The organism is Luteibacter sahnii (assembly GCF_034063545.1).
In the GTDB taxonomy this organism is placed as follows: Bacteria; Pseudomonadota; Gammaproteobacteria; order Xanthomonadales; family Rhodanobacteraceae; genus Luteibacter; species Luteibacter sahnii.
On record NZ_JAQLOK010000001.1, the window covers coordinates 673,414 to 698,747 of the forward strand.

At 68.8% G+C, this 25,334-nt stretch carries 24 protein-coding genes; 5 read left to right on the plus strand and 19 right to left on the minus strand.

Going from position 1 to position 25,334, the window contains the following annotated elements; translation table 11 throughout:
• Positions 1-32 precede the first annotated feature (32 nt).
• The 18 genes from fabG to PI246_RS03155 all read right to left on the minus strand — a co-directional run bounded on the left by fabG (position 33) and on the right by PI246_RS03155 (position 16,187).
• The gene (gene fabG / locus PI246_RS03070; protein ID WP_320549811.1) at positions 33-761 is read right to left on the minus strand and encodes a 3-oxoacyl-ACP reductase FabG; all 729 of its coding nucleotides are present in this window, start codon (positions 759-761) and stop codon (positions 33-35) included.
• Entirely contained in the window at positions 758-1,228 is a 471-nt protein-coding gene (locus tag PI246_RS03075; protein ID WP_320549812.1) for a hotdog family protein, read from the minus strand. The genes fabG and PI246_RS03075 overlap by 4 nt, the downstream gene beginning before the upstream one ends.
• Positions 1,225-2,403, minus strand: a complete 1,179-nt coding sequence (locus PI246_RS03080) for a beta-ketoacyl-ACP synthase (protein ID WP_320549813.1) — start codon at positions 2,401-2,403, stop codon at positions 1,225-1,227. Before PI246_RS03080 ends, PI246_RS03075 begins: the two co-directional genes overlap by 4 nt.
• Positions 2,400-3,119 carry a class I SAM-dependent methyltransferase gene (locus tag PI246_RS03085; RefSeq protein WP_320549814.1) on the minus strand — a complete coding sequence of 240 codons (720 nt, stop codon included), beginning with the start codon at positions 3,117-3,119 and terminating at the stop codon, positions 2,400-2,402. The genes PI246_RS03080 and PI246_RS03085 overlap by 4 nt, the downstream gene beginning before the upstream one ends.
• On the minus strand, positions 3,116-3,562 hold the full coding sequence (locus PI246_RS03090; RefSeq protein ID WP_320549815.1) for an acyl-CoA thioesterase: 447 nt from the start codon (positions 3,560-3,562) through the stop codon (positions 3,116-3,118). Before PI246_RS03090 ends, PI246_RS03085 begins: the two co-directional genes overlap by 4 nt.
• The gene (locus tag PI246_RS03095; RefSeq protein WP_320549816.1) at positions 3,552-4,499 is read right to left on the minus strand and encodes a glycosyl transferase; all 948 of its coding nucleotides are present in this window, start codon (positions 4,497-4,499) and stop codon (positions 3,552-3,554) included. The genes PI246_RS03090 and PI246_RS03095 overlap by 11 nt, the downstream gene beginning before the upstream one ends.
• Positions 4,492-5,670, minus strand: coding sequence for an ApeI family dehydratase (locus PI246_RS03100; RefSeq protein WP_320549817.1), 1,179 nt, complete (start codon positions 5,668-5,670; stop codon positions 4,492-4,494). Before PI246_RS03100 ends, PI246_RS03095 begins: the two co-directional genes overlap by 8 nt.
• Positions 5,663-5,923, minus strand: coding sequence for a phosphopantetheine-binding protein (locus PI246_RS03105; RefSeq protein WP_320549818.1), 261 nt, complete (start codon positions 5,921-5,923; stop codon positions 5,663-5,665). Before PI246_RS03105 ends, PI246_RS03100 begins: the two co-directional genes overlap by 8 nt.
• Positions 5,920-6,687, minus strand: coding sequence for a lysophospholipid acyltransferase family protein (locus PI246_RS03110; RefSeq protein ID WP_320549819.1), 768 nt, complete (start codon positions 6,685-6,687; stop codon positions 5,920-5,922). The genes PI246_RS03105 and PI246_RS03110 overlap by 4 nt, the downstream gene beginning before the upstream one ends.
• Positions 6,684-7,418 carry a beta-ketoacyl synthase chain length factor gene (locus PI246_RS03115; protein ID WP_320549820.1) on the minus strand — a complete coding sequence of 245 codons (735 nt, stop codon included), beginning with the start codon at positions 7,416-7,418 and terminating at the stop codon, positions 6,684-6,686. Before PI246_RS03115 ends, PI246_RS03110 begins: the two co-directional genes overlap by 4 nt.
• On the minus strand, positions 7,415-8,641 hold the full coding sequence (locus tag PI246_RS03120) for a beta-ketoacyl-[acyl-carrier-protein] synthase family protein (protein WP_320549821.1): 1,227 nt from the start codon (positions 8,639-8,641) through the stop codon (positions 7,415-7,417). The genes PI246_RS03115 and PI246_RS03120 overlap by 4 nt, the downstream gene beginning before the upstream one ends.
• Positions 8,641-9,894, minus strand: a complete 1,254-nt coding sequence (locus PI246_RS03125) for a beta-ketoacyl-ACP synthase (RefSeq protein ID WP_320549822.1) — start codon at positions 9,892-9,894, stop codon at positions 8,641-8,643. The genes PI246_RS03120 and PI246_RS03125 overlap by 1 nt, the downstream gene beginning before the upstream one ends.
• Positions 9,891-12,230 carry an MMPL family transporter gene (locus PI246_RS03130; RefSeq protein ID WP_320549823.1) on the minus strand — a complete coding sequence of 780 codons (2,340 nt, stop codon included), beginning with the start codon at positions 12,228-12,230 and terminating at the stop codon, positions 9,891-9,893. Before PI246_RS03130 ends, PI246_RS03125 begins: the two co-directional genes overlap by 4 nt.
• Positions 12,227-12,832, minus strand: a complete 606-nt coding sequence (locus PI246_RS03135; RefSeq protein ID WP_320549824.1) for a LolA family protein — start codon at positions 12,830-12,832, stop codon at positions 12,227-12,229. Before PI246_RS03135 ends, PI246_RS03130 begins: the two co-directional genes overlap by 4 nt.
• Complete coding sequence (locus PI246_RS03140; protein ID WP_320549825.1) at positions 12,820-13,620, minus strand: glycosyltransferase family 2 protein; 801 nt, start codon at positions 13,618-13,620, stop codon at positions 12,820-12,822. The genes PI246_RS03135 and PI246_RS03140 overlap by 13 nt, the downstream gene beginning before the upstream one ends.
• A gap of 7 nt (positions 13,621-13,627) precedes the next feature.
• Positions 13,628-13,897: an acyl carrier protein gene (locus PI246_RS03145; protein WP_320549826.1), complete on the minus strand. Its 270-nt coding sequence runs from the start codon at positions 13,895-13,897 to the stop codon at positions 13,628-13,630.
• A gap of 645 nt (positions 13,898-14,542) precedes the next feature.
• The gene (locus PI246_RS03150) at positions 14,543-15,646 is read right to left on the minus strand and encodes a Glu/Leu/Phe/Val dehydrogenase dimerization domain-containing protein (protein WP_320549827.1); all 1,104 of its coding nucleotides are present in this window, start codon (positions 15,644-15,646) and stop codon (positions 14,543-14,545) included.
• Positions 15,647-15,845: 199 nt separating this feature from the next.
• A complete protein-coding gene (locus tag PI246_RS03155; protein WP_320549828.1) occupies positions 15,846-16,187 on the minus strand; it encodes a hypothetical protein in 342 nt (113 codons plus the stop codon).
• Positions 16,188-16,353: 166 nt separating this feature from the next.
• Between PI246_RS03155 and PI246_RS03160 the strand changes: the two genes are divergently transcribed.
• From PI246_RS03160 to PI246_RS03175, 4 genes are all read left to right on the plus strand, one after another.
• Positions 16,354-17,256 (plus strand): alpha/beta hydrolase, encoded by a 903-nt coding sequence (locus PI246_RS03160; RefSeq protein WP_320549829.1) that lies wholly within the window; start codon positions 16,354-16,356, stop codon positions 17,254-17,256.
• Between the two features lie 150 nt (positions 17,257-17,406).
• Entirely contained in the window at positions 17,407-20,859 is a 3,453-nt protein-coding gene (locus tag PI246_RS03165) for a methylmalonyl-CoA mutase family protein (protein ID WP_320549830.1), read from the plus strand.
• Between the two features lie 69 nt (positions 20,860-20,928).
• A complete protein-coding gene (locus PI246_RS03170) occupies positions 20,929-21,054 on the plus strand; it encodes a hypothetical protein (RefSeq protein ID WP_320549831.1) in 126 nt (41 codons plus the stop codon).
• Positions 21,055-21,109: 55 nt separating this feature from the next.
• Entirely contained in the window at positions 21,110-21,943 is an 834-nt protein-coding gene (locus PI246_RS03175; protein WP_320549832.1) for a DUF3014 domain-containing protein, read from the plus strand.
• A 70-nt stretch (positions 21,944-22,013) separates the two neighbouring features.
• On the opposite strand, the gene PI246_RS03180 is transcribed toward PI246_RS03175, so the two are convergent.
• Positions 22,014-22,925: a peptidylprolyl isomerase gene (locus PI246_RS03180; protein WP_320549833.1), complete on the minus strand. Its 912-nt coding sequence runs from the start codon at positions 22,923-22,925 to the stop codon at positions 22,014-22,016.
• A gap of 168 nt (positions 22,926-23,093) precedes the next feature.
• On the opposite strand from PI246_RS03180, the gene PI246_RS03185 reads away from it, so the two are divergent.
• On the plus strand, positions 23,094-25,319 hold the full coding sequence (locus PI246_RS03185) for a DUF5916 domain-containing protein (RefSeq protein WP_320549834.1): 2,226 nt from the start codon (positions 23,094-23,096) through the stop codon (positions 25,317-25,319).
• Positions 25,320-25,334: the final 15 nt, after the last annotated feature.

Consider the following 25,334-nt stretch of genomic DNA (forward strand, 5'->3'; position numbering starts at 1 on the left):
GCGCGATCGGTCCGGCGAGCGGATGCGACGAATCAGCAGAGGCCGCCGTTCACTGCCAGCACCTGGCGGGTGATGTAACCGGCTTCGTGGCTCATGAGGAAGCGCACGGCGGCGGCCACTTCCTCGGGCGTGCCCGTACGCTCCATCGGGATCGCCTTGAGGATGTGTTCCACCGGCACCTCCGGCTCGAGCATGTCGGTGTCGATGAGGCCCGGTGCGACGCAGTTCACCGTGATCTTCCGCTTCGCCAGTTCCACGGCCAGCGCCTTGGCCGCGCCGATCACGCCGGCCTTCGACGCGCTGTAGTTCACCTGGCCACGGTTGCCGATCAGGCCCGAGACCGAGGTGATGCAGACGATGCGTCCCGGCGCGCGGCGACGGATCATCGGCATCACCAACGGATGTAGCACGTTGTAGAAGCCGTCGAGGTTGGTGCGCAGCACGCTGTCCCAGTCGTCCTCGCTCAGCGCGGGAAACGCGCCGTCGCGGGTCAGCCCGGCGTTGCAGACCACGCCGTAGAACGCGCCGTGCGCCGCGATGTCGGCGTCGAGCGCCGCGGCGGTGCCCGCGCGGTCGGCGATGTCGAACTGCAGCACGCGCGCCTGCCGCCCGAGGGCCACGATCTCGGCCTGTACGGCCTCCGCTTCGTCGCGCCGCGACCGGCAATGCACCGCCACGTCATAGCCGGTGCGGGCGAGGTCGAGGGCGATGGCGCGGCCGATGCCGCGGCTGGAACCGGTGACGAGGACGGTGTCGGTCATGAGGTGGCCTTGGGGTCGATGGGGTTGTGGGGATCGAGGAAGGGCGCGGGGTCGGGCGGGCTGAAGACCGTCAGGCGGGCGTCCGCCGCCACGCCGGCCGCATCGATGCGGCAGGTGAACGAGCCCATCCCGTCGTCGTCGTGGAAGACGCGTACCGCATGCACGCGCAGGACGCCGCCGATCGGAAAGTACGCCACGTTCGACCGGTAGGCCCGCGTGCCGAGCAGGAAACCCGGCCGTATGTGGCCACCGGCGGACAACACCTGGCAGCCGTTCCACGCGGCGATGGCCTGGGCCATCAACTCGATGCCCGCCCAGGCAGGCAGCCCGCCCGGTTGTACCGAATGCGCGCCGGGCCGGACGGTGCGCTCGCAGACGATGGATTCGGCGTCCCAGGCGACGACCCGGTCGAGCCAGATCATGCGGCCGGCGTGGGGCAGGAGTTGGTCGATGGTCCAGGTCGTCATGCGGTATGGGAAAAGACAAGGCTCGCGTTATTGCCGCCGAACGCGAACGAATTGCTCATGACGTGGCGGCGGCCCGGCGGCAGGCGGTCGCCCGCGGCGACGAACGCCAGCGGGGCGAGCGCGGGGTCGATCGCGTGCCCGTGTGGGTGCGGCGGCAGGCGCCGTTCGGGATCGGTGAGCGACAGCCAGCAGAACGCCGCCTCCAGCGCGCCCGCCGCGCCCAGGGTGTGGCCGGTGAGCCACTTCGTGGAGGAACACGGCACGCCGTTGCCGAACACGGCCTGCATCGCGTGGCTCTCCATGGCGTCGTTGTGTTCGGTGGCGGTGCCGTGCAGGTTCACGTAATCGATGCTCGTGGCGTCGAGACCGGCGCAGGCGAGCGCGGCCCGCATGGCCTCGCTGGCGCCCCGCCCGTCGGGCTCGGGGGACGACATATGGTACGCGTCCGAGCTGGCACCGCTGCCGCTGAACGTCACGGGTCCGGGCTCGCGCGTCATCAGGAACACGGCGGCCGCCTCGCCGATGTGGATGCCGCTCCGTGCTGCCGCGAACGGCTGGCAGCGTTCGCCAGCCATCGCCTCCAGTGCGTGGAAACCATGCGTCGCCAGGCGGCACAAGGTGTCGGCGCCGCCGCAGATCACCGCGTCGCAGAGGTCGAGCCGTAGCAGGCGACGGGCGGTGATCAACGCGCGGGCGCCGGAGGTGCAGGCCGTGGACAGCCCATGGCAGGGTCCGCCCAGGCCCAGCCACTCGGCGACAAAGGCCGCCGGCGCGCCGAGTTCCTGCCCGTTGTAGCGGTAGGCTCCCGGCCAGGCGCCGTCGCGGCCATGGGCGGCGATGTGGTCCGTCGCTTCCTCGATGCCGGTATTGCTGGTGCCGATCACCACGCCGATGCGATGCGCCCCGAAACGCGCGATAGCCGCGGCCACCTCGGCGCCGATTTCCCCGACCGCTTCGGTGAGCAGCCGGTGGTTGCGCGTATCGCGGTGTTCGAGGCCCTCCGGCACGCCGGGCAGGGGGGCGCTCACCTCGCTCACGGGCAGCGCGCGTCGCGGCACCCATCCGTCGCGTGCATACAGGCCGTGCGGCGATCCTTCGAACAGGGCGCGCGCCACGGCCGCCTTGCCGTGGCCGAGCGAGCAGGTAACGCCCAGGGCGTGGAGGTAGGCGCTCACGCGTCGACTGGCTTGCGGGCGGCGACATTGACCAGGGTTTCGTCGCGCTTGCCCGGGGGCGGCGGCGCCTTGATGCCCCAGCGTTCGGCCAGGCCGAAGTCCTTCGCCCGGCTCCACCACAGGTAGGGCAGGGACACCTGCGTCGGGTCGAAACGGAACCCGCGCTCGCGCAACATCGCCAGGTAGCCGTCGGCGCTTTTCTGCACGTGCATGGGATGGCGGAAGAACCAACGGATCACCCAGGTATCGATGTAGGCCTTGGTGGATTCGGCGAACAACAGCACGCCGCCGGGGCGCAGCACGCGCCAGAACTCGTCGAGCGCGCGCTCCTGCTCGACCAGGTGATGGAAGGTCTGGTGGCAGAACAGCACGTCGACCGAGGCGTCGGGCAGGTCGATGCGCGCGCAGTCGCCGAGGATCAGGGTGGCCTCGATCCCTTCGCGCGCCGCCTCCTCGCGTGAGAGCGCGATGCTGTGCGGGTCGGCGTCCAGCCCGATCAGACGCTGCGGCGCGAACGCGTCGCGCAGCAGTCGAAACGACCGTCCCTGCCCGCAGCCGACGTCGAGCAACGTACCCCCGGGCGGCAGCGGTTGGCCGACCAGCCGCTTGAGGTCGTCGATGGCCACGCGCAACACGTGGTGCTGCCACGTGTGGGTACGCAGGAACGCAAAACCCAGGCGGGTTTCTTCGACGTAGGTCGGGCTGGCGAAGGTCATCGGCGGTCTTCCAAGGCGGTGGCGAGACGACGCGTCACGTCGTCGATGAATACCTGCGGCGATACCAGCTGCATCTCGCCGTCGGCAAGACGCACCGCGACCTGGATCGTGCTGGCGCGGGTGAGACGCTCGCCGGTCGTGGCGTCGGAGACGGTGTAGTGGATCTTCAGGCGGTTTTCCCATTCGACCAGCTCGGCGCTCACGCGCAGCGACTGGCCGAAGCGCGCGGCGCGCGCATAGCGCAGTTGCAGGTCGATCACTGGCCAGGCGAAGCCGGTCTCGCGCATGCGCACGTAGTTATGGCCGATGTCGTCCAGGAGGGCGCAGCGGGCGACCTCCAGGTACTTCACGTAATGGCCGTGCCAGACCACTTCGAGCGAGTCGACGTCGAAGAACGGCACGACGAGATCGATCTCGGCGGCGAGTACACCTTTAGCGCGCATCGGCGGCTCCGGCAGGCCAGTAGGCATGGAAATTGAACCATTGCAGCGGGGCGTCGAGACAACGCGCCGCGAGCCAGTCGGCATAGCGTCCGACGGCGTCCGTGACGTGATATTCGCGTCCGGCGCGCGTCCACGTGGAGGCGTCGTCGAAGCGGCGCAGGTGGATGCGATAGCGTCCCTGCTGCTTGAGGCAGCACACGAGGTTGGTCCGCGCCCGGAGCATGGCGGCCATCAGCCACGGCCCCTGCGGAAAGGGCGCCTGGGCACCGAGGAATGAGGCCATGGCGTGGCGCTCGCCGTGCGTGGCCACCCGGTCGCCCGCGATCGCCAGCCACTCGCCGCGATCCAGTCGCTGGGCGAGGTCGAGCATCGTCGCGGTGTCGAGGTCGCCCACGTGAACAAGGCGCAGCCGGGCGTCGCCCGATTCGCCGAGCAGGCGGTTGAAATGCGCCGCGTTCGGCAGGTGCATCAGCACGTTCAGGGCGACGCCCTCGCCGAGTTCGGCCATGGCGCGGCACACGTCGAGGTTGCCCAGGTGGGTGCAGACGAGGATCTCGCCCCGTCCGTTGCCCCGCAGCGCGTCGCGCACGCCGTCCGGATCGTCCATCGCGACCGACGCCAGGCGCAGCGAGCCGCGCCAGACGTCGAAACGGTCGAGCATGCATTCGCCGAAGGCCATGTACTGGGCGAATACCGGGCGGCGCGGGAAGAGGTCGCGACGGCCGCTCCAGGCGGTGAGCCGGTGCTGGTACTCCGCCACGTGCGCGCGCACGCGGCGCCCGGTGGCGAAGAAGTACAGCACGGTGAGGTAGATCACCGGCGTGACCGGGCCGCGCCCGAGCAGGCGCACCAGCCAGGCAGTGAATTTCAGGCCGAGGAAGCTGCCGCGTTCCCGGCGGTGGGCCCAGTGCGATCCGTCGAGCGTGCCCTCACGCATCGCCGTTCGCCCCCGCCAGTTGCAGGTGGGCCGAGGAGTACGGCGCCTGCGCGTCCCGGTAGACAAAGTGCAGTCGGCCGCGCGCCGCGTCGTAGCGCAGGGCCAGTTCGACGATGTCGCCCGGACGCAGCAACCGCTGGAACTTCAGCTGATCGATGGCGCGGCACGCACGGGGCGTGGCGAGCCGTGACGCCGCCAGGTCGATCGCCCAGTCGACCTGCGTTACGCCAGGTAGCACGGGTGCCTGGGGAAAATGGTCGCTGAAGCAGTCGAGGTCGAGCGGCAGGGATAGTTCGAGCACGAGCGTGTCGCCGTCCTTGCGTTCGCCCGTGATGCGCGCCATCGCGGGCAAGGGCGCCTGGAGCAGCGCATCCACCGTCGCCACGTCGGGCAGCGTCTCGACGAATCGCCACACCATTGGCGTCGCGAGCGCATCGTCGCCCGCCGCCTGCTGGCCCAGTTCGCTCACCAGGCCCGCGCGACCGTGCCGGAGGAGGGCGAGGCGTCCCGCGGCCGAGAGCGCTACGGCCATCCCCGGGCCCTGCTTGCCGGCGTAGCCGCCCATCGCGCGCTCCACCCAGGGATGCGAGTCGAGGCGGTGCGCCGCCGCGTTCATCGGTGCCTGGTTGATCCGGCGGCGCAGGCGCTGGCGGAGGATCCATTCGCCGACGAAGAGCGCGCCCATCACCGTGTAGGCGAGCACGCCGTTGTAGAACGTCCACCACGAAAGGTTGCCCCACGCGGCGAGCACGCCGGAGGCGGTGCCGTTGGCGGCGAAGAAGGCGACCCAGACCCAGGTCACCTTGCGGGTGTATGCCACGGCGACCGGGGGCAGGTCGGGTTCGGTGACGCGTGCGATGCGCTCGATCACCGGCGGCCCGAACTTCAGGCTCAAGCCGAACACGGCCAGCAGCAGGCCGCAGATAAGGCTCGGATACCAGCGCAGCAGGTGCTCCTCCCCACCCAGCGCGAGCACGGCGCAGTAGGCGAGGGTGACGCCCAGCATCCAGCCGCCGCCCGGGCGACGCAGCAGCGCCGGCGCCCGGATGAGCCAAAGTCCGCCGAGGATCAGGCCGAACATCGGCGGCGACACGTGGTCGCTGCCGAAGTAGACGATGAAGGGATACAGCACGCCGGCCAGCACCAGCGCGACGTCGCTGAGCTTACGCATGGCTGCGCTGGTCCTCGACGTAGAGTGCCAGGCTGCGCACGGTCTCGAAGTGATGGCGCGCCTCGCGCGAGTCGGCGATGCGCAGGCCGTAGGTGTTCTGCAGCGCGAGGGCGAGTTCGAGCGCGTCCACCGAATCGAGCCCCAGCCCCTGTCCGAACAGCGGTTGGTCGGGGTCGATGTCGTCGGCGCGCAGGTGGTCCAGCGCGAGCGTGTCGATGATGAGCTGCGCGATATCGCGTTCGAGGGCGTTCATCCCTGCATGTCCCCTGCGTAGAGATGGTGGAGGTGTTCGTTGAGCCGGCGCGAGGCGATCGGCGCCGGCGCGGCGTCGCGATACGCGGCGACGTCGATGTCGCCGCCGACGCGCAGGTGCACGTGCACGCGGCGGTCCGGGATGCGATACCACGGCTCGGCCTTGGTCAGCGTGGTCGGTTCGACGCGGATGAAGACCGGCGTCACCACCTGCGCGCCACGCAGGGCGATGGCCGCCGCGCCGCGGTGGAACACCGGCGGCTGGCCCGGTGTGGTGCGCGTGCCTTCGGGAAAGACGATCAGCGTCTGGCCTTCACGCAGCACGTCGGCCGCGCGGTCGAGCATCTCGGCGCTGCCGTCGTTGCTGATGTACTGCGCCACCCGCACCGGCCCGCGCATGTAGGGGTTTTCCCACAGGCTGTGCTTGACCACGCAGTTGGCGTCAGGCACGTGCCCGAGCAGGAACACCACGTCGATCAGCGAGGGATGGTTGGCGACGATGAGCTGCCCCGGGCGGCCCAGTCGCTCCAGCCCGTCGAAGCGGTAGGTCAGCAGGCCGGTGCGGTACATGAACTGCGAATGCAGCCAGAACGCACGGCCGACGGTGCGTCGCGCGCGCTTGCGGCGGACGTCCGGCGGGGCGGGCCAGTGCATCACCACGGGCAGGATGACGGCGCGCAGCAGCAGGCCGCCGACGCCGAAGAAGGCGAAGGCGAGCCCGGTGAAGACAAAGCGCCAGGCCCAGGCGTCGCCGCGTCGGTTCATGCGAGGGGCCGCCATGCCCATCGCCGTGTCATCCAGCGATGGTCGAAGGCGCGGCCGTCGTGCAGCGCACGGACGAATCGCAGCGCGTGGGGTTCGTGCGCCGTCGTGGTGTCGTGGGTGTCCGCGTGCAGCGACAGGCGCCAACGCGAGCCTTCGCCGCCCCGGTCGGCAGGCGCGATGCGCAAGGCGACGGCGTGGGAGAAGGGAACGTCGTCGATCCAGCCGTCATAGGCCGCCGGGGGGCGTTCTTCGGCCATCACCACGAGCGCCGCGGGCGCGCCCTCGGCGAGCAGGCCGGCGGCCTCGACGATGGCGTGTTCGAAGGTGTCGCCTTCGCCGGCGATGGCGATCGACTCGCCGCGCTGTCCGCGAAGGATCGACCACTGGCCCGCGATCGCGTTGTGCACGGAAAGCCCGAACTGCGTCGGCGACAGCGGCTGGTCGCGGCCGACGTCGGCGAGCATGGCGAACGTTCGGGTGGTTTCGCCATGACGCGACGCGAACACGAAGGGCAGTTGTTCGTCGTCGCCGCACAGCGGCCACGCCGCATGCACCACGATGCGCGCGAGGCGGCTGAGTCGTCGGCGCTGCATGGGCGGCACGACATCGCAGGTCGGTTGCTGACCGTCCTCCACCGCCGCGTCGCCACCGGCCGCCCAGGCGGCCCAGGCGGGGGCGTCATCGAGGCCGGGGGCCCAGGCCCGCCATCGTTCGACGCGCAGGTCGATCATGCCTCGGCCTCGTGGTAACGGCGGATCGCCAGCGCCGCGCAGCTGCCGCCGAAGCCGAAGCTGTTGGACAGCACGGCATCGACGTGGGCCGTCCGCTCGCCGTCCAGCAGGGGCGCGTCGGCGAACGCCGCATCGGGCGTGGCGGGGCAGGCCGGTCCCAGCAGGAGGCCGGCCTCCATCATCGCGATGGACGCGATGGCGTCGAGCGCCCCGGCCGCCGCGGGGGCATGGCCGACGAGGCCCTTGATCGACGACAGCCACGGCACCGGATGGCCGCGATCGCCGAAGACCCGGCGTAGGGCCTCCCATTCGGCCAGGTCGCCCTGCACGGTCGCGCAGGCATGGGTGTTGACGTAATCGGGCAGCACGCCGGCCAGGTCGATCGCCTGGTGCATGGCTTCGGCCATGCCGTCGGCGTTCGGGCTGATCATGCCTTCCGGATCCGACGCCGCGCCGTATCCGGCCATCTCGGCGAGAATGGTCGCGTCGCGCGCGAGGGCGTGGTCGAGCGACTCCAGCACGAGCACGCCCGCGCCACCGGCCAGCACGATGCCGTCGCGGTCGGCGGCGTACGGCGTGGATACGCCTTCGCCCGCCACGCTGGCGCCGGATAGCGCATGCATCACGTCGAAACACATCGCGGCCTTGTCGTGGAGCTCTTCGGCGCCCCCGCAGACGACGATGTCCTGCCGGCCGAGCTGGATCAGTTCCATGGCCTGTCCGATCGCGTGCGTGGCACTCGTGCAGGCCGAGCCGACGGTGAAGCCCCGCCCACCGAAGCCGAACGCCTGGATCATCGTCGCGCTCACCGCGCTGCCCATGCTGCGCGGCACGATGAACGGCGAGAGCCGTCCATACCCTTTCGCGTGAAAGACGTCCAGGCCGGCCTCGTATTCGGACAGCGCGGCGGCGCCGCCCATCACCACGCCCACGTCGCGCTCGCGGACGCGTGCGTCGTCCAGGCCCGCCTCGGCAAGGGCCTCGCGGGTCGCGTGCCACGCGAACTCGGCGGCCTGCGGCAGGTAGCGACGCAGCTTGCGCGGTGGCGGTTCCAGGCCATCGAGATCGGCCGGCGCGGCCACGCGGCAACGCATGCCGAGGGCGGCGAAGCCCGGCATGTCGCGAAAGCCCGTGCGTCCCGCGCGCAGCCCCGCGAACAGCGCGCGGCGATCCGGTCCCAGGCACGACACGGCGCCCATGCCGGTCACGACGACGCGCCGCATCAGCCGTAGGCCCGGAAGACGAGCGACGTGTTGATGCCGCCGAACGCGAAATTGTTGTTCATCACGTGCTCGGTGCGGATCAGGCGGCCCTCGCCGATGACGTAGTCGAGCGGCGCGCATTCGGGGTCGGGCGTATCGAGGTTGATGGTGGGCGCGAACCAGCCGCGCCGCATCATTTCGATGATCCACCACGATTCCAGCGCGCCGCACGCGCCCAGCGTGTGGCCCACGTAGCTCTTCATCGAGCTGATCGGCACGCCGCGCCCGAGCACGTCGGCGGTGGCGTGGCTTTCGGCGACGTCGCCGCGATCGGTCGCGGTGCCGTGGGCGCTCACGTAGCCGATGGCCAACGCGTCGACACCCGCGTCCGCCAGTGCCATGCGCATCGCCGCGGCCATCGTCTCGCGGGTGGGCTGGGTGATGTGCGCACCGTCGGCGTTGGTGCCGAAGCCGACGACCTCCGCGTAGATCGTCGCGCCACGCGCGAGCGCGTGTTCGAGTTCCTCGAGAACCAGCGTAACGGCGCCTTCGCCGACCACGAGGCCGTCGCGCGCGGCGTCGAACGGACGCGGGGTGAGCCCGGGCGTGTCATTGCGCGTGCTGGTGGCGAACAGCGTGTCGAAGACCGCCGCGCCGGGTCCGGAAAGTTCTTCGGCGCCACCGCAGAGCATCAGGGTCTGCTTGCCCTGCTGGATGGCTTCGTAGCCGTAGCCGATGGCCTGGCTGCCCGAGGTGCACGCGCTCGAGGTGGTGATGACGCGACCCTTGAGACCGAAAAACACACCGACGTTCACCGCGGTGGTGTGCGCCATCATCTGGATGTAGCTGGTGGCGGTCACGCCCTGCATCGAGCCGGTGTCCAGCATGCGGCCGACGGTGCGCGCCGGTTCGATGCTGCCCCCGGACGAGCCGTAGGCCACGCCCATGCGTCCGTCGGCGATCGCGGGATCGTCGAGGAGCCCCGCGTCGGCCAGCGCGCGTTCGCTGGCCGCCACGGCCAGTTGTGCCACGCGGCCCATCGACCGCAGGTGCTTGCGCGACCAGTGCGCGGGCGGCGTGAAGTCGTCGACCGGGCAACCGAGGCGACCGTTGAGGGCGTCGAAGTAATCCCATTCGCCCATGCGGCGGATGGCATTCCGGCACGCACGCAGGCGCGCCTCGATCGTGGCCCAGTCGTGGCCCAGCGGCGTGACGCCGCCCATGCCGGTGACGACGACGCGGCGCGGGGAGCGTGCAGGAGAGTTGGCGATCATGCGGTGGTCCTCCCGGAGGCGCTGACCGGCGCGAGTAGCGCGGTGAAGCCGATGCCGAGGAGCAGGGTGAGTCCGAAATGTTGCAGGGCGGGCATCGTGCTGAGCGCGAGCAGGCCGAAGGAAAGCAGTGCGGTGACCGCGGAGAGCAGTACGCCCGCGTAGGCCGCGCCGGGACGGTCGGCGGCATGCGGTTCGCCTTCGCGCAGGAAGACGGCGTAGTTGGCGCCCACGCCGAGCACGAGCATCAGTGCCATCACGTGGAACAGCGTGAGCGGTTCGCCGAGGTAGCCGAGCGCGGCCACGCTGAAGACGATGCCCGCGGCCGGCGGAAGTAGCACGCGCCACGCCGCGCGCGCGCCATACCGCCAGGCGAAGGCGAGGCCCACCAGCAGCAGCGCACCGCCGAGCCAGAGGCTCGCGTAAGCGCGGTAGTGGCCGAACAGGGCGGAGATGCCGGCCGGCTTGTCGATCAGCGAGACGCCGGGCAGGCCGTTCGCCAGATCGCGCAACGTGGCGACGTCGTCGTTGCCCTGGGGTAGCACGATGCTGGCATGGTCCATCCACAGGTAGCGAAACGGCGTATAGGCCGGGGTGGCCTGCCAGTCGTCGAGCGTGAAGGGCGTGCCGGGATAGGCGTCGGCGTAAGCCTGTGCGATGGCCGGCTTCAGTCCGGCCGCGCCGAGCGCCGAGCGCAAGCGGTCCCGGCAATTCGCGTCATCGGCATGAGCCGGCCCATGGCCGCACACCAGGGCGACATTCTCGGCCTGCCGCTTCCGCGACGGCAGCATCGCCGTCATGCCGGTCCAGGCGATATGCGCGCGGTCCAGGCGGGCGGTCAGGGCTTCCTCGCGCTGGAGCACCTCTTCCGCGTCGGTGCCCTCCACCAGCCAGAACTGGCTGCCGCCGCCGAAGCCGGCGACGTCCCGGATCGTGGCCGCCTGCGCATCCAGGGACGGCGGCGGCGAGATCAGTTGGTGCACGTCGTCGTCATGGCCCAGTCGCCACCAGCCGGGCAGGGCGGCCACCGCCAGCACGGCGATCGCCAGCACGGCGCGGCGCCCGGATGCGATCCGCTGCCAGCCCAGCGCGAGGCGAACGAGCGATTCGGCCAGGGGTGCCCGGGCGGGCCGGCGCAGCATCGCCGGCAACAGCCAGAACACGCTGGCGCACGCGACGGCCATGCCGGCGATGGCGAATACCGCCATCTGGCGCAGGGCGGGAAACGGCACGAGGGCCAGCAGCGCATAGCCGAGCAGCGAGGTCGCCAGGGCGAGCAAGAGCGCCGGCCTGACCTGGCGCACGCCGCGTTCGGGTTGCCAACCGGTGCCCGCGTGCGCCCTCGCGCACAGGTACTGGATGGAGTAGTCGACGGCCTCGCCCAGGAGCGCCGCGCCGAACACCAGGGTCAGCAGGTGCAGTTGCCCGAACACGACAATGGTGGTGGTGATGGCGCCGACGACGCCCAGGGCCGTGGACACGAATGCCACGAGCAGCGGTCGCATCGAGCGGAACGCGAACAGCAGCAGCGCCGCGATGCCCAGCGTCGACACCAGTCCCACCAGGTGGGTATCGCGTTCGGCGCCCGCCCGCGCCGCGGCGGCGTAGAACACCGCACCCGTGCGCAGTACGCGCGTGCCCGGATGCGCGGCGACGGCCGCGCGTTCGGCGGCCTCCAGGGCGCCCAACGCGCGCCGCTGCACGGCATCGTCGTACGACGAACCGGCCAGCGTGGCGATCACGAGCACATCGCTACCGTCGTCGCGGTGTGCGGTGAGCAGGTCGTCTTCGGGCACGAGGGCGCCGCTGTTCCACGGTTGGCGGTCGAGCCAGTGCTGCAGCCAGCCGAACGGATCGTCACCCAGCGACGGTCCGGCGTTGGCCCCGAAGGGTTCGTTCAGGCGTCGCGTCAGCACGGCGGTGGCGTCGAAGCCCGGCGTGGCAAGGAGCGCGCGGTCCGACGCCGTGAGCAGGTGGAACCGGTGCGGCAGGAACGGCGTCACCAGTTGGCTCAGGTCGAACGGCGGCAATTCGGCGATGACCGAGGCGAAGACGGGATCCCTGCCCAAGGCCTTGCCCAGTTCGCGCGCGGCGTCCTTGGCGGCATTGTCGTCGGCATTGGCGACGAGCAGGAGCATGCGGTCGCCGCTGGCCCGGGCGAGACGACCCACGGCCTCCTCGGCCACCGCATTGCGCTCGGTGGGCGGCAGCATGGCGAGCAGGTCGGTCTGCAACGGCGATACGCTCCGGCCGAACAAAAGCCAGGCGCAGCACAGGCACATCAGCAGCGACGCACCCGAGAAGAGCAGGGCCCGGGCCACGGTCGACAGCGGCTTCATGGGAGGCCGAGCAGCTTCGCTTCGATCGGGCCGGGCGTGCCCGCGTCACGCGTCCGGGCGAAATCGATCCGCGTGCGTTCGCCGTTGGCCATGTTCACGTCGATACCTTCGAGGAACTCGCCTCCCGTGAGCATGATGCCCTGCAGCACCTTCGCCATGCGTGACTGCCGGGGCGTGAAGCGCAGTGTCCAATGGTCGGGATCGCCTTCGGCGGCGATATCGAACTGGCGCGCGGCCTCGTCGCTGCGCCCGGCGAGCAGGCCCTGGAGCATCGCCGTGACCTGGCTGACCCCACGGTTCGCGTCGCGCACGCGCTGCAAGCGTCCCTCGGCGTCCGCGCGCGAGGTGCCCCCGGCGGTGAATACCAGCGTGTCGTCGTACGGCGTGCGGGTGTGCCAGAGCATGCCGTGGCCAACCACGAAGAGCAGGTCGCCGCGGCTCACCTGGGGCTCGGCCAGGGCCGGGTTTTCCCGTGTCTGGGTGAAGTCCGCGCGCACGGCGCGATGCGTCGCCAGGTGGGCCAGCACCGCATCGACGGTAGCCGGGGCGGCGCTCGCGCCGAAGGCGAGGCAAAGGGCGAACAGGGCGATCAGGCGGCGCATGCGGAACCCTTGCGGCGGAAACGACGGAGGAGGAGTCGGGGAGCGCGAGGCAGCATGCCCAGCAGCAGGCGGGTGTGCATCGCGGTGATGCGCGCGTTGTCGCGCCACATGCGGAAATGGGAGAGGCCGTTCTCGGGGTAGGTCACCCGCGTGGGCAGGTTGCGTACCGGCACGCCTCGCCAGTAGAGCCGCACGGCCACCTCGGTGTCGAAGTCCATCCGCGCGGGCAAGGGCTTTCGCGCGATTTCGGCGATGGTCGCCGGCAGCGGGTAGAGACGATATCCGCACATGGAGTCCTGGATATCGAGCGACAGCGTTTCCGCCCACACGCATACGTGGGTGAGATAGCGACCGTAGAGACGTGCCTTCGGCACCGAGTCGTCATAGATGGGGCGGCCGCAGATCATGGCATCCGGTGCCCGGCGGCTCTCGGCGAGAAAGCGGGGCGCGTCCGCGGTGTCGTGCTGGCCGTCGGCGTCGATCTGCAGCACGTGGCTGTAGCCGGCGTCATGGGCGGCGAGAAACCCCGCCGTGAGCGCCTTGCCCTTGCCGCCGTTGACCGGCAGCCGGATCAGCCGGAACGCTTCGCGACCTGCCACGAGCGCGTCGAGGATCGCGCGTGTTTCGGCGTCGGAGCCGTCATCGACGATGATCACCGGCAGGCCGTGGGCTGCCAGGGCATGCGCGGTGGCCGCGATGCTGCGTCCGTGGTTGTAGATCGGCACCACGGCGCAGGGGGCGAAGCGCCCCCCGGCACCGGTCGCGCCGGCGGTGTCCGCGACCGTCATGCGGCGCTCAGCGCGCTATCAGGTTCTGCACCGTGGCGACCACGTCGCCGACCGTGCGCACGCTCTTGAAATCTTCCGGCTTGATGCGCGTGCCAGTCATGTCCTGCACCTGGATGGCCAGGTCGATGGCGTCGATGCTGTCCAGCTCCAGGTCGGTGAACAGGTTGGCGTCGGGCGTGACCCGGGCGGGGTCGATCTCGAACGTCTCGTGCAGCACCGAACGCAGGCGCGCCAGGACGTCGTCGAAGGTGAAGGTTTCTGCTGGGATCGCGCTCATAGCTCGGTAAGTCCATTTCAGCCCCGCGGCGGGCGCCCCCGTCGCGGGGCGACAGGCGACGGCACCGTCGCCGGAGCGACGAAGGTCGTGATCGAAAGTTCCGGTTGTGGCCACCGCGGCGGATGGCGCCCCCCTTTCCCTAAAACACCGTGTAAGCAACGCCTTACACGAAGCCAGGGCGGCCGAAGTGTAGCAGAACCCGAGGCGGGAAAGGACTGGGCGGCGCATGTTCTTGCCCACGTCGGACGACAAGGCGGCGGGACCTGCGTGATGGTTGGGTCCGGCGAGTCGGTGTGCTGTGGCGACCTTGTGGCGCCAGAGCGCGTCGCACTTGGCGGTGTCGCGAGGGTGGACACCGAAAGCGCTGGCCCCACCGCTCCACGCCGGCGGCGACGCCCGCATGCATACAGCCTCCCCGGCGTGCCGTAGGGAAGGCCGCTGACGCGTCCCATGGGCTTGATTGGCCTGCGGCCGCTCCCTTGGGTGGAACTCGCCGCGAGGGTGGACACCGAAGGCTCGGGCCTCACCGTCCGAGCCGACGGCAAGGCCCGCATCCTTGCGGCATCCCCGCACTTGCGCGATGAACCAAGAAAAAAGCCACCGGATCGCTCCGGTGGCTTTTTTCGACACGCCAGGGCGTAACGCTTACTGACCGCGCATGCGACCCTGGAAACGCGGGGCGTTGTTGCCCATGTGCGGCAGGCGGATCTTGCCGATGGCGGCGATGCGCTCTTCGGCGACGCGATCGGCGGCCTTGTAGGTCGGGATGTTGTCGCGGTTGGAGATCTCGAAGATGCGGCCAACGTTGTAGTAGATGGTGCGCATCATGCGCATGGCGCGCTCGCGGTTGTAGCCGTCGATCTCGAGCGAGACGTTCATCACGCCGCCGGCGTTGACCGCGTAGTCCGGAGCGTAGAGCACGCCGCGACGGGCCAGTTCGTCGCCGATGGCGTCGGTGGCGAGCTGGTTGTTGGCCGCGCCGCAGATGATCTTGGCCTTGATGCGGTCGATGGTCTGTTCGTTGACCGTGCCGCCCAGCGCGCAGGGGCTGTAGACGTCGGCGTCGACGTCGTAGATCTCGTCGAGCTCCACCGCCTCGCAGCCGAGTTCGTCGACGTAGCGCTGCACGAGCTCCTTGTTGATGTCGGTGATGAACACCTTCGCGCCCTGCTCGCGAAGCAGCTTGATGAATTCGCTGCCGACGTGGCCACAGCCCTGTACCGCATAGCTGTACTTGCCCACGTCTTCGTTGCCGTACTTGGCCTGCAGCGCGGCCATCAGGCCCTGCAGCGTGCCGAACGCGGTGAACGGCGAGGGGTCGCCCGAACCGCCGTGCACCTGGTGCACGCCGGTCACGTATTCGGTCTCACGGAACACGTATTCCATGTCGTTGACGTCGATGCCGACGTCTTCGGCCGTGATGTAGCGACCGTTGAGCGAGTTGACGAAGCGGCCGAACGCGCGGAACAGCGCCTCGGACTTGTCCTTGGAGGGATCGCCGATGATCACGGCCTTGCCGCCGCCAAGGTTGAGGCCGGCCACCGCGTTCTTGTAGGTCATGCCGCGCGACAGGCGCAGCACGTCGTTCACGGCGTCCTGCTCGGTCTTGTACGGCCACATGCGCAGGCCACCCAGGGACGGGCCAAGCACGGTGTTGTGGATCGCGATGATGGCCTTCAGGCCGGCGTCCTTGTTATGGCAGAAGACGACTTCTTCGTGTCCCGTGTTGGCGATGGTTTCGAAAATCATCGAACTCGAACTCCAGTTGCAGGCGGCGGCAGCTCGCCTTTCAGGTAGATACCCATGGCGGAACGCCGCGGGCCTGTGGTTGATCGTCCAAAAAAATCGCCCCGGCCGGGTAACGGCGGGGGCGATGTGTCCTGTCAGCTGCCTAGTTTAACCCCTAAAAAGGAGGCGTGTCGTTGCGCCGCAGCAACCTCATGGTTTCTTAACGATGCCAGCCACCGTCACGCACCCACGTCTCGCGCTCGATGCGCCAGCCGTGGCCGTAAGGACGCCACACCGGCGGCCGGTAGACGTATCCCGGACGCACCGGATTCCAGTGGCCGCCGACCCACACGTAGCGGCCGCCGTACCAGTTCCAGTAGCCCGGCGCCCACACGTACCCGATGCGCGCCGGCGGCGGCCGCTCGAAGCGGGGCGGCGGCGGACGGTCGGTCACGGTCACCGTGACGTACTCGCGCGCGGCGGCCGGCGGGGCGACGCTCACGGCGCCGGTGGCCAGGCCCAGCGCGGCCAGGATGGCGAAACTGCGGGTAAGGCGCGTCATGATCGGTGTCTCCTCGACGTGTCCGCGATGGCGGACCCGGGCGCAAGAACGCGGTTCGATCCGCGTGGGTTGACCATTCGCGTGAGGGGATGTTCAGCTAGCGAAGGCGCGGCGTCTGAGCCTGCCGCGCGTTCGTCTTTTCCTGCCTGCCGCTGCCACGACGCCCATGAAACCTCCACGCCGTTTCAGTGTCCGCACCGTCGCGACCCTGCTCGGTCTGCGCCTGGCCTATCGGTGGGGCAGCGTGCTGGCACCGACGCGCACCGTCGCCCATGCCGCGCGGGTCTTCCAGACCCCGTTGCCGAGCAGTCGCGAGCGTGCGGTTCACGCGGCGGGCACGACCACCGCCAGGCGCGAGACCGTGCCGGTGGGCGACGCGGCGATCGCCACGTATGTCTGGGGCGATCCGGCCACGCAGCCCTACGTGTTGCTGGCGCACGGTTGGTCGAGCCTGGGATTGCGTTGGGAGAACTGGGTGCCGTCGTTGCGCGATCGTGGCTGGGCGGCGGTCGCGTTCGACCAGCCGGCACACGGCCACAGCGGCGGTGACCTGTGCACGTTGCCCGATTTCGTGCGCACGCTGGCGGCGGTAGGGCGGCATTACGGCGACGCGCTGGGCGTGGTCGCCCATTCGCTCGGCGGCGCGGCCGCGACGCTCGCGCTCGACGACGGCTGGACCGCGGAGCGCGTGGTATTGATCGCTCCCGCGGCGGATCCTCAGGCGGCGACGCGGCGATTCGCCCGTTTCGTGCGGCTGCGCGAGCGTTTGCGACCCTCCCTGCATGACGCCCTGGCCCGGCGCACGGGCGTCGCCATCGATACCCTTCACATCCGTCATCACGCGCCGAGGCGGCGGCAGCCGGCGCTGATCGTGCACGACTGTTTCGACCGGGATGTCCCCGTGGCCGAGGGCGAACTTTACGCGGGTCTCTGGCCCCGGTCGATCTTGCTCAAGACACGGCGACTGGGCCATCGGCGCATCGTCGACGACGATGCCGTGATGACGGCGGCGTTGGCCTTCCTCGCCGGCACGGCGTTCATCCGCGACGACGACGCGTCGCCGCACTGAGCGGGCCTGCGGGTGCGTCACGCGCGGCGTGAGCGGGGGGGTGGGTGCCGTCGGGCGCGCGGCTTCGCTGCACCGCGTCAGAGGCCTACGCGCCTGCGGCGCTAGACTTCGTATTCCCCCGTCCCGCGCCCGCGTCTTACCGGAGTCTCCATGAGCTCGCAGCCCAAGCCCATCCCCGCCAGCCACAGCGACGCGGAGGCCACGCCGTTGCGCTTCGTCACGGCGGCGAGCCTGTTCGACGGCCACGATGCGGCCATCAACATCATGCGGCGCATTATCCAGAGCCAGGGTGCCGAGGTGATCCACCTGGGGCATAACCGCTCGGTGGAAGACGTGGTGCGCGCGGCGCTGCAGGAAGACGCCGATGCCATCGCGCTGTCGTCGTACCAGGGCGGCCACGTCGAATACTTCAAGTACATGGTGGACATGCTGCGCGAGCGCGGCGCCGGCCACGTGCGGGTATTCGGTGGCGGCGGCGGCACCATCACGCCGGAAGAAATCCGCGAACTCCAGGCCTACGGGGTGGAGCGCATCTACCATCCCAACGACGGGATGAAGCTCGGCCTGGCCGAGATGATCGACGACGTCATGCAGCGCACGCGCCGAGCCCAGCAGGCTCGCGTCCACGGCGCGCCGGGCGAGCCGTCCATCGACGACGAAATCTCCATCGGCGCGATGCTCTCGGCGATCGAGGAGGACCAGCTCCCCGACGCGGAGCTCGAGCACCTGCGCAAGGCGTGGAAGCTTGCCGGCGGCAAGACGCCGGTGCTCGGCCTGACCGGCACGGGCGGCGCGGGCAAATCCTCGGTCGTGGACGAACTGCTGCTGCGGTTCCTTCATGCGTTTCCGCAGATGCGCATCGCCGTGCTCGCAGTCGACCCCACCCGTCGCCGCAGCGGCGGCGCCCTGCTGGGCGACCGCATCCGCATGAACTCGCTGCGCAGCCCGCGTGTGTACATGCGCTCGATGGCCACGCGCCGGCAGCACGCGGCGACCTCGGTGGTGCTGCACGACTGCATCGATTTCCTCAAGGCGCAATCCTACGACCTGGTGATCGTCGAAACCGCCGGCATCGGCCAGAGCGACTCGGAGATCGTCGACCTCGTCGATTTCCCGGTCTACGTGATGACCAGCGAATACGGCGCCGCCAGCCAGCTCGAAAAGATCGACATGCTCGATTTCGCCGAGCTGGTGGTGCTCAACAAATACGACAAGCGTGGCGCCGAAGATGCCTTGCGCGACGTGCGCAAGCAGTGGAAGCGCAACCGGACCGCGTTCTCGCTCGCCGACGAGCAGGTGCCGGTGTATCCCACCATCGCCAGCCAGTTCAACGACCCGGGCGTGACGTGGATGTTCGCGAACCTGTGCCGCCTGCTGCGCGAAAAGCTCGCGCTGCCGGCGGCGACGTGGACACCCGAGGTGGACACCGCCCTGCGCGAGCCTCGCGCGACGGTGCTGATCCCCGGCCATCGCGTACGTTACCTCGCCGAGATCGCGGAGCAGGGGCGCGCGGTCAACGCCGGCATCGCGAAGCAGGCCGAGGCGGCGAGCAAGGCGCAGCACTACCACGAATCGCTCAAGGACATCGGGGACGAGGCGCTGCCGCGCGCCTTCGACCTCTACGACCACGCGTTGCTCCAGGTCGATGGCGATCGTTCCCTCGCGACGCTTCGACAGCGCTACAACGAAGCGGTACGCGAGCTGTCCAGCGAGGCGATCAACCTGCTGCGCGAGTGGCCTTCGCGCTATGCGTCGGTCACCGCTGAATTCAACGAATACACCGTGCGCGACAAGACCCTTCGCGTGGAGAACTACCGCGAGTCGCTGAGCCATCAGAAGATCCGCAAGGTGTCGCCGCCGAAAACGAAGGACTGGGGCGAGCTGCTGTCGTTCCTCATGCGCGAAAACCTGCCCGGCCACTACCCGTATACGGGTGGCGTGTTCCCGTACCGCCGCGCCGGCGAGGATCCGACCCGCATGTTCGCGGGCGAGGGTACCCCCGAACGCACCAATCGCCGGTTCCACTACCTGTCCCTGGGGGGGGCGGCCGCACGCCTTTCGACCGCGTTCGACTCGGTGACGCTCTACGGGGAAGATCCCGCGCCCCGGCCGGATATCTACGGCAAGATCGGCAACTCGGGCGTCTCCATCGCCACGCTCGACGACATGAAGAAGCTGTATTCGGGCTTCGATCTGTCGGCGCCGTCCACGTCGGTGTCGATGACCATCAATGGCCCGGCGCCGATCATCCTCGCCATGTTCATGAACACGGCGATCGACCAGAACATCGAGAAGTACCTCAACGAAGAGCCGTCGCGCTGGGACGCGGCCAACGCACGCATCGCCGAGCTGTATCCGGACGGCAACCGGCCCCGGTACCACGGTGATCTTCCGCAGGGCAACGACGGTCTCGGCCTGGGGCTGCTGGGCATCTCCGGCGAAGAGGTGGTGGACGCCCAGACCTATGCCCGCATCAAGGCGTACACCCTGGCCACGGTGCGTGGCACCGTGCAGGCCGACATCCTCAAAGAAGACCAGGCGCAGAATACGTGCATCTTCAGCACGGAGTTCGCGCTGCGGATGATGGGCGACATCCAGCAGTATTTCGTCGACCACAAGGTGCGTAACTTCTACTCGGTGTCGATCTCGGGTTACCACATCGCCGAGGCGGGGGCGAATCCGATCAGCCAGCTGGCTTTCACGCTGTCCAACGGTTTCACCATCGTGGAGTATTACCTTGCGCGCGGGATGACGATCGACGATTTCGCGCCGAACCTGTCGTTCTTCTTTTCCAACGGCATGGATCCGGAGTACACCGTGATCGGCCGCGTGGCCCGGCGCATCTGGGCTCGCGCGATGCGCGAGCGCTACGGCGCGAGCCCGCGCAGCCAGATGCTGAAGTACCACATCCAGACGTCCGGTCGTTCGCTGCACGCGCAGGAAATCCAGTTCAACGATATCCGCACGACATTGCAGGCGCTCTACGCCCTTTTCGACAACTGCAACAGCCTGCATACCAACGCCTACGACGAGGCGATCACCACGCCGACCGAGGAGAGCGTGCGTCGCGCGGTCGCCATCCAGCTCATCATCAATCGCGAGCTGGGCCTCAACTTCAACGAGAACCCGTGGCAGGGCAGCTTCGTCGTGGACGAGTTGACCGATCTGGTCGAAGAGGCGGTCTACAAGGAGTTCGAGGCGATCAGCGAGCGCGGCGGCGTACTCGGCGCGATGGACACGATGTACCAGCGCGGCAAAATCCAGGAAGAATCGATGTACTACGAGCAGAAGAAACACGACGGCTCGCTGCCCCTCATCGGCGTCAACACCTTCCTGCCCAAGGATCATGGCGGTGAGATCGCCACCGAGATCGAGCTGATCCGCTCCACGGCGGAGGAAAAGGGCCAGCAGATCGACAACGTGACGCGTTACGGTGCGGCCCGCAATGGCCTCGCGCCCGATAGCCTGCGCAACCTGCAGAAGACCGCCCGCGAGCGCCGAAATGTGTTCGAGCAGCTGATGGATGCGGTGAAGAACAACAGCCTGGGCCAGATCAGCCACGCGCTCTACGACGTGGGCGGCGAATACCGCCGCAATATGTAGAGCCGGTAAAGCGTCGCGGGGCTTTCGTCAGAACGCCCCGCGGTGGCATCTTGCGGCCCGTTGAGGAGGATGCGTGGACACGTCGAGCACCGCCTCACGGTCCGCATGACCTACGGGTTCGATCTCGGTGTCGCGAGCGGCATGCGGCTGCGCGATTTCGTTTTCGATGAAGGCCAACTGACCGGCTCGCCTTGAACCATCCGCCGCATTCGTAGTCCCATGGGGGCTGGTGTTGCCGGAGTGCGGTGTCTTGAGTCGTCAGTCGTCAGGTTCGAAATGGGTGGCGGGGTTGCTCGTCGTGGCCATCGTCGCGGTCGTCGGCGTGTTCGTCTACCGGGAGAAGCAGGCGCGCGATGCCGCACAGCCGCTCCCCATGCCACCCGCGGCTTCTTCCACAGCGGCCGTGGCCAGCACCGTCGCAGACGTGCCCAGACATCCCATCGACACCCCCGCGGGCGCATCGACGGCGGCGCTGCCGTCGCTCGGACAGAGCGACGAGGCGGTGCTGGCGGCCCTGCTGGCGCTGTCCGGCGACGGGGCGCTGAAGTCGCTGCTGCGTCCGGAGGCGATCGTGTCGCGCATGGTGGCGACCATCGATGCGTTGCCCCGACATACGATCGGCATGAACGTGCTGCCGCTGCGCACCCCGACGGGCACGTTCCAGGTGCAGACCGACGACGGCATGCTGGTGGAGTCGTCCAGGAATTTCGCCCGCTACGATACCTATATGTACGTGGCCGACCGCGTGTCGCCGCAGGCCGCCGCGGCCTGGTACAAGCGCAACTATCCGCTCTTCCAGCAGGCGTATCGCGACCTGGGTACCGGCGGCTACTTCAACGACCGCCTGGTCGAAGTGATCGACCATCTGCTGGAGGCGCCCGAACTCAAGGGCGCGCTCCAGCTGCTGCCCGAGAAAGACGGTTACACCTACGCCAACCCGGCGTACGAGCAGTTATCCGCAGGGCAGAAATTCATGGTCCGCGTGGGGCCGGTGAACGAAGCGAAGCTGAAAGAGAAGCTGCGCGCCCTGCGCGAGGCCGTGGCCGGCGGTGCGACGTCGGTCGAGACCCACCCGGTCCGGTAGCCTCGCACGCGCACGCCTGCGGTTGTCCGTCGCGCGCAGGCGCACGCTGGCTGCCGCGGGGTCGCCGTCCTCACGGTTTTTTCGTCGGATCCCTCACGGGCACGTTGATGTTGCAAAGGTCGATCTTTCCGGCCGGGCGCGTGTAGAAATCGTCGCGGCGATTGCGCTTGGCCTCGACGAGCGCGGCGAAGGTTTTGCTGTCCGTGCGGAGCACCTGGATGGGCGTACGTTCGGCGGCAGGCAGGTCGGCCGCCAAGCGCACGCTGCGGATCGTCACGCGCTGCGACGGCGCATCGTAGAAACCCATCGGTTCACCGCCGCGGGGATAGGCCGAGAGGATATCCATCCCCTTGAGCACCTTGCCGGCAACGGCGAGATTGCGGTCGAGGTTACGCGGTGCCTGACCGATGATCGCGTAGAGCGAACTGCCGTTGCCCGTTTCGGCGCCGGTGTCGCGTGCCACGCCCACCGTGCCGTAGCAGTGGGCGATCCACGCTTCGCCCGCCTTCGTGTCGCGCGCCACCGGAAAACCCTCCGAAAACCCTACCTCCGGCGCGTAAACGTCGCCGTCCGGCAGTGGGGTGAACGTGTAGCTGCCGCCCTTGCGCGTGAACTCCGGCGGCAGGGTCTGCTTCGCCGTGCCCAGGCTCTTGGCCTTCTTCTTATCGTCGCCGTCGGGATCGCCCCACTGCGTGACGAAGTTGTCCTGTACGCGGATCACCTGGGTGCCGTCGAAATAGTGCTCCCGGATGAGCGTGCGGATATTCGCGGCGTGTTCGGGCGACCAGTCTTGCGCCAGTTCGAGGATGACGCGGCCCTGCGGCAGGTCCATGTAGACGAGGTTTTTCGGATCGGGCGTGCGCCACTCCGCGGGTGACGCCTTCGCGAGCAGCTCTTTCGGGGTGGGGGTCTTCTTCGCCTCGTCGGCGATGGCGGGCAGGGCGATCAGCAGGGCGAGCGCGAGGCAGGTACGGACGAGCATGGAAACCCCTGGGTGGATGCGTCGCCCGACCTTAGCAGAGCCTCCGGCCGCTGGGGCATACCACCCCCGACAGCGAACGCGCCTGGGCGCATGGCCCAAGGGTCATGCGCAACCTTTGTAGACCGGGGCACATCCCATGTCGCAAGCTTTCACGACTTGGGGGATTCCATGCGTCGTCGCCTCGCTCTCATCGCCGCGTTGTCCTGCGCCTGCGCCCATGCGGGCGAGATCACCGTGGATGGGCGCATCGATCCGGCGGAATGGGCGGGTGCGATGCATATTACCGACTTTCGGCAGACCCAGCCGATGACGGGCAACCCCGGCAGCCAGCCGACCGAGGCCTGGGTGCTGTCCACGCCCCGGGGGCTCGCGGTGGCGGTGCGGGTCACCCAGCCGGCCGGTGTGCCCCGTTCGACCCAGCAGACCCGTCGCGACGAAGACGCTCGCGTCGACCGGGTGAACGTGATGGTCGATTTCAACGGCGACGGCCGGGTGGGCTACGACTTCGAGGTGAAGTCGCAGGGCGGCATCGCCGACGAGGTGATCACCAACGAATCGGACTTCAGCTACGACTGGGACGGCAACTGGGACCACGCCGTGACGCAGGACGCCGACGGCTACTCGGTGGAGGTGCTCATCCCTTGGTATATCGCGCCGATGCGCAGCCCGCAGGGCGATACGCGCCGCATCGGGCTCTACATCGACCGCGTGATCGCGGGCACCGGCGAGCGCGTGGCCTGGCCGGCCATCGGGTTCGATCGCGGCCGGTTCCTGTCCAGTTTCCAGCGCGTGGACCTGCCCGCCTACGCGCAATCGTTGTTCGCCGTGACACCTTACCTGGTGGCGCGGACCGATCGCGCCCACGGCGGCACGTCGTTCCAGGAGGGGGCGGACATCCTGTGGAAGCCCAATGGGCAGACCCAACTCACGGCCACGATCAATCCCGACTTCGGCCAGGTCGAGAGCGACGACCTGGTGGTGAATTTCTCGCCGACCGAGACCTTCTTCACCGATAAACGCCCGTTCTTCACCGAGAACCAGGGTATCTTCGACTTCAGCCTGCTCGATGACGACTCGCAGCTGGTCTACACCCGTCGCGTGGGTGGCCTCGCGGACGACGGTCGCGGCGCGGCGGATATCTCCGCCGCCGTCAAGTTGAACGGTAGCGTCGGCGGCACCAGCTACGGCATCCTCACCGCCCAGGAGAAGGGCGACGCGGGCCGCTCGTTCGGGGCGCTACGCCTGCTGCATGACTTCGGCACGCAGACCCTCGGGCTGCTCGCCACCCGGGTCGACCATCCCTATCTCGATCGCGACGCCAACGTGCTCGGTATCGATCACCGCTGGCAGCCGAACGCCGCGTTTACCCTCACCAGCAACGTGGTCGGCAGCCAGATCGACCAGCCGGGTGCCGACAGCAAGGGGCTGGGCGCCACGAGCATCGCCTACTGGGAGATGAGCGACACCTGGAGCCAGCAGTGGCTCGGGATGTATTTCGGTCGCCGCCTGGACATCGACGACTTCGGCTATCTCCCGCGCAACGACATGACCTACCTGCACTGGGAAGTTCGCCAGCGCCTCACCGATCTCCCCGCCGATTCGGCGTACGCCTCGCATCTGTGGCATTACCGCATCTCGCAGGCCAACGATTCCGAAGGCCTGCGCGTGTCCCGCCGTTTTCGTTTCCAGCGTGACAGCCAGCGTCGCGACGGCGGCTCGGAGAAGCTGCGGCTGGACCTCTTTACCTCGGCCTACGACGACCTGTTGACCCGCGGCGGCAACGCGCTGCGCAATCCCCGCACCGGACGCCTGTACTGGAACCGCGAACAGCCCCGCGCCGGTCGCTGGGCCTGGGAGGCCGAGGGCTACGTCATGGGCAACGAACTCACGGGCTTCCACCGTCTCGGTTACGACCTGAAGTTCGTGCCCACGTTCTTCGTCACCGATCGTTTCAGCGTGTTCGCGGGCGCGAGCTACGAATGGAACCCAAACTGGTTGATCTGGCAGCACGACAATCTCGTGGGCAGCTTCGACGGCCGTACATTCGGCATCGACAGCGGCGTGAACTGGAACATCGGCAACCGCCAGGAGCTGCGGGTGAAGTTGCAGACACTGGCGGTGGGCGCCCGGATGCGCCAGGCCTACCGGGTGGGGCCCACCGGACGCGCCCTCCCGGTCGACGATCCGGTCGACGCGCTGGGCGTGGCCAACCTCGGGTTCCAGATCCGCTACCGCTACGAAATCGCTCCCCTGTCGAACCTCTACATCGTCTACAACCGCGGCGGCTACCAGGAAGATACCGACGACGTGATCGGCGACCAGTTCCGCCGCGGTTTCAGCCTGAAAGACGTGAACGAGGGTCTGGTGAAGATCGCCTACCGACTCGCGTTCTGAGCACGACCACGCGAT

What these genes read in the sequence shown, in the direction of transcription:
- PI246_RS03125 (WP_320549822.1), bottom strand. Translation starts at nt 9,894, where the DNA reads ATGATCGCCAACTCTCCTGCACGCTCCCCGCGCCGCGTCGTCGTCACC.
- PI246_RS03135 (WP_320549824.1), bottom strand. Translation starts at nt 12,832, where the DNA reads ATGCGCCGCCTGATCGCCCTGTTCGCCCTTTGCCTCGCCTTCGGCGCG.
- PI246_RS03130 (WP_320549823.1), bottom strand. Translation starts at nt 12,230, where the DNA reads ATGAAGCCGCTGTCGACCGTGGCCCGGGCCCTGCTCTTCTCGGGTGCG.
- PI246_RS03140 (WP_320549825.1), bottom strand. Translation starts at nt 13,620, where the DNA reads ATGACGGTCGCGGACACCGCCGGCGCGACCGGTGCCGGGGGGCGCTTC.
- PI246_RS03105 (WP_320549818.1), bottom strand. Translation starts at nt 5,923, where the DNA reads ATGAACGCCCTCGAACGCGATATCGCGCAGCTCATCATCGACACGCTC.
- PI246_RS03090 (WP_320549815.1), bottom strand. Translation starts at nt 3,562, where the DNA reads ATGCGCGCTAAAGGTGTACTCGCCGCCGAGATCGATCTCGTCGTGCCG.
- PI246_RS03150 (WP_320549827.1), bottom strand. Translation starts at nt 15,646, where the DNA reads ATGATTTTCGAAACCATCGCCAACACGGGACACGAAGAAGTCGTCTTC.
- PI246_RS03180 (WP_320549833.1), bottom strand. Translation starts at nt 22,925, where the DNA reads ATGCTCGTCCGTACCTGCCTCGCGCTCGCCCTGCTGATCGCCCTGCCC.
- PI246_RS03155 (WP_320549828.1), bottom strand. Translation starts at nt 16,187, where the DNA reads ATGACGCGCCTTACCCGCAGTTTCGCCATCCTGGCCGCGCTGGGCCTG.
- PI246_RS03160 (WP_320549829.1), top strand. Translation starts at nt 16,354, where the DNA reads ATGAAACCTCCACGCCGTTTCAGTGTCCGCACCGTCGCGACCCTGCTC.
- PI246_RS03115 (WP_320549820.1), bottom strand. Translation starts at nt 7,418, where the DNA reads ATGATCGACCTGCGCGTCGAACGATGGCGGGCCTGGGCCCCCGGCCTC.
- PI246_RS03145 (WP_320549826.1), bottom strand. Translation starts at nt 13,897, where the DNA reads ATGAGCGCGATCCCAGCAGAAACCTTCACCTTCGACGACGTCCTGGCG.
- PI246_RS03120 (WP_320549821.1), bottom strand. Translation starts at nt 8,641, where the DNA reads ATGCGGCGCGTCGTCGTGACCGGCATGGGCGCCGTGTCGTGCCTGGGA.
- PI246_RS03095 (WP_320549816.1), bottom strand. Translation starts at nt 4,499, where the DNA reads ATGCGTGAGGGCACGCTCGACGGATCGCACTGGGCCCACCGCCGGGAA.
- PI246_RS03170 (WP_320549831.1), top strand. Translation starts at nt 20,929, where the DNA reads ATGCGTGGACACGTCGAGCACCGCCTCACGGTCCGCATGACCTACGGG.
- PI246_RS03085 (WP_320549814.1), bottom strand. Translation starts at nt 3,119, where the DNA reads ATGACCTTCGCCAGCCCGACCTACGTCGAAGAAACCCGCCTGGGTTTT.
- PI246_RS03185 (WP_320549834.1), top strand. Translation starts at nt 23,094, where the DNA reads ATGCGTCGTCGCCTCGCTCTCATCGCCGCGTTGTCCTGCGCCTGCGCC.
- PI246_RS03110 (WP_320549819.1), bottom strand. Translation starts at nt 6,687, where the DNA reads ATGAACCGACGCGGCGACGCCTGGGCCTGGCGCTTTGTCTTCACCGGG.
- PI246_RS03165 (WP_320549830.1), top strand. Translation starts at nt 17,407, where the DNA reads ATGAGCTCGCAGCCCAAGCCCATCCCCGCCAGCCACAGCGACGCGGAG.
- PI246_RS03075 (WP_320549812.1), bottom strand. Translation starts at nt 1,228, where the DNA reads ATGACGACCTGGACCATCGACCAACTCCTGCCCCACGCCGGCCGCATG.
- PI246_RS03100 (WP_320549817.1), bottom strand. Translation starts at nt 5,670, where the DNA reads ATGCGTAAGCTCAGCGACGTCGCGCTGGTGCTGGCCGGCGTGCTGTAT.
- fabG (WP_320549811.1), bottom strand. Translation starts at nt 761, where the DNA reads ATGACCGACACCGTCCTCGTCACCGGTTCCAGCCGCGGCATCGGCCGC.